A 2,757-nucleotide genomic window follows, 5' to 3' on the forward strand; every position below is an offset into this window, starting at 1 on the left:
TAAGAGAGCAAATAGAGCAATGGAGGATTGATTACAATACAGACAGACCACACAAATCTCTAGGATACTCATCTCCCATAAAATTTGCTGAAGAAAATTACAAAAGATAAAGTGTAGATATATCCCTTTATCCAAAAAAGGCGAACGCAAATCATTCATTAATTGAAGAGAGCCGTTTAGTGGATAAAGTGATTGAAAAACAAAAGATCAGTACCTTAGAAATCTCTAATTAACAATGGCATTAAAAAAAGGGGAGCTTACACAATTACAACAGACTAAAATAACAAAGTGAAATTACTTATCTTTTATCTTTTGTTTTTATTTTGGAGAATAATGAATTTTTAATTGTGGAAAGAAAATTTTTTTTGTCAATTTGTGTTACTAAATTACCTAATAAAAAAGGTTTTAATGTTACTCTGAATGATAAATTATTTTTTGATTGTTCATTTTGTAATTTAAAGAATATTATTTTTTTATTTTGAAAGGAAATAATTGTGTCTATTTCTGTCTGGATAGTTCCATAAATATTTGAAGGGTATTTTTCAAAATTAATATTAATTGGTTGGTGTTGGTATATGTGTGAAGTATATTCTGAATCTATCTGCAAAGCAAATACTTCTTCAGAGTTATATGGCTTTTTAGTTTGTATTAGTTGAAATGGTATAGTTATTTTTTGCGGTATAGTTATATTATCAAGTAAATAAAATCCTGCTATTAAAATTATTCCAATAAAAGTATTTCCCCACATTATTAATAAGTGAGGAGATTTTTGAAATACTTCCTGCACTTCATTACTTCTTAATTCAAACTTATTTGATATCATGGTTTTATTTTTTAATTGCCTAGCTCTAATTGATTTTTTACCAATTCAAAATATTTACCTTTGATTCTTACAAGTTTTTCATGATTCCCAACTTCCACAATTTTACCCTTTTCTAAAACTATTATTTGATCAGCATTTTTTACTGTACTTAAGCGATGTGCAATAATTAAAACAGTCTTCCCTTTAAAAAAATCATTTAGGTTATCCATTATTTGTCTTTCGTTATTGGCATCCAAATTACTCGTAGCTTCATCAAAAAAAAGATAATTAGGATTTTTATATACAGAACGAGCAATTAATATTCTTTGTTTTTGCCCACCACTTAAAATTACTCCTGAACTTCCAATTTTGGTTGTATAACCTAGTGGAAGTTCATTAATAAACTCTTGCAAATTGGTTATTCTAATAGCATTTTCCATTGCGTTATAATCTAATTCTTTTCCATCTAATGCAATGTTTTTTGTTATTGTATCATAAAAAATAAAGCCTTCTTGCATTACTATTCCACATTGTTTTCGCCAAAATTTTGGTGATAATGATTGTAAGTTATCATTACCAATTAATATGTTACCCTTGACTGGTTGATAAAAATTTAATAATAATTTTAATAATGTTGTTTTTCCACTACCACTTGTGCCAACTATTGCTGTAATTTTACCTTTGGGAATAGTTAAATTAATATCTTTTAAAACAAATGGAGAGTTAGGTCCCTCATATTGAAAGGATAGATCTTGAAGTTTAATATCTTGATGTAATATATTAGTTATTTGTTGTTGGAATTTATTTGTTTTGTTATTTTCTTCATCGGTTTTATTATGAATTTCTTGCAATCTGTCCATGCTTAAATGTGCATCTTGTGCTGATTTTATGAAACTTACTAATTGTTCTAATGGACTATTAGTTTGTCCAATTATGTAGGAAATACTTAACAATACACCAATTGTCATATTTCCTTTTATAGCTTCGGTTGCTGCAATATATGAAATAATAATATTTTTCAAATGAGAAAAAAAAATAAATCCCGATTGCTGGTATTGCTCTAAAGCAAGACTCTTAATATTCAATTTAAAATATTTTACTTGTAATTGCTCCCACTCCCATCGCTTGGAAGTTTCACTACCATACAATTTTATTTCCTGCATACCAGTTATCATTTCAAATAACTTGTCTTGATTCTCTTTATTTCTAGCAAATCGTTTATAGTCTAATTGTTTACGTTTTTTTTGGAATAAAAAAATCCAAGTTATAGCTAATATACTAAAAACTATAAATACAAAGAGTATTTTAATGTTGTAAAATGATAATACAAGTGAAAAAATGACAATGTTAATTATTGAAAACAATGTGCTAAGTGTCGAGTTTGTCAAAAAATTTTCAATACGATGATGGTCACTAATGCGTTGAGAAATGTCCCCTATTGCTTTTGTATCAAAATATTTAATTGGTAGTTTTAATAGTTTAATTAAAAAATCGGAAATGATATTGAGGGTTACTCTTGCATTGATGTGTAACAAAAGCCAACTTCGTATAATTTCAATAATAGTATTACCTGTAAATAAAAATAGTTGTGATAATAAAATTAAATATAGAATTGATAAGTTTTTATCTGTAACACCAATGTCAATTAAAACTTGTGTAAGAAATGGAAATGTTAGTGAAATCAGGCTGGTGATGAACATTCCAATTAATAGTTGAACAATATATTTTTTGTAAGGTTTAAGGTAGCGAAATAAAAAAGTATAACCTTTATTCTTTTCCTTTACTTCATTTTTTTTTAAAAATTCAGGTGTTGGTTCTAATAATAATGATGTTCCCTTTTCATCAACCGTACTAATCCATGTGTCTTGTCCTAAAATAGGTTGACGAATAATCGTCACTTAAATTTGGACAAAATATGTTAGAAAAAGCAATTAAAAAAGAGGCTATTATAGCCG

Annotated in this window: 3 protein-coding genes; 1 reads left to right on the forward strand and 2 read right to left on the reverse strand. The window is 27.0% G+C overall.

The genetic code is table 11. The features are described 5' to 3' along the window. The first annotated feature begins 11 nt into the window (after positions 1–11). Positions 12–110 carry an integrase core domain-containing protein gene (locus LX80_RS14715; protein WP_394338605.1) on the forward strand — a complete coding sequence of 33 codons (99 nt, stop codon included), beginning with the start codon at positions 12–14 and terminating at the stop codon, positions 108–110. A gap of 188 nt (positions 111–298) precedes the next feature. Here the strand turns inward: LX80_RS14715 and LX80_RS14265 are convergent, their stop codons facing one another. Together LX80_RS14265 and LX80_RS14270 are read right to left on the reverse strand one after the other, a co-directional pair. Then, positions 299–823 carry a hypothetical protein gene (locus tag LX80_RS14265; protein WP_143439231.1) on the reverse strand — a complete coding sequence of 175 codons (525 nt, stop codon included), beginning with the start codon at positions 821–823 and terminating at the stop codon, positions 299–301. A gap of 11 nt (positions 824–834) precedes the next feature. Further along, a complete protein-coding gene (locus LX80_RS14270) occupies positions 835–2,700 on the reverse strand; it encodes a peptidase domain-containing ABC transporter (RefSeq protein WP_111297319.1) in 1,866 nt (621 codons plus the stop codon). Positions 2,701–2,757: the final 57 nt, after the last annotated feature.

This window comes from Hydrotalea sandarakina, assembly GCF_003254115.1.
GTDB lineage: Bacteria > Bacteroidota > Bacteroidia > Chitinophagales > Chitinophagaceae > Hydrotalea > Hydrotalea sandarakina.

Excerpts from the sequence above, each read along its gene's own strand:
- LX80_RS14265 (WP_143439231.1), bottom strand. The coding sequence starts at position 823 with ATGATATCAAATAAGTTTGAATTAAGAAGTAATGAAGTGCAGGAAGTA.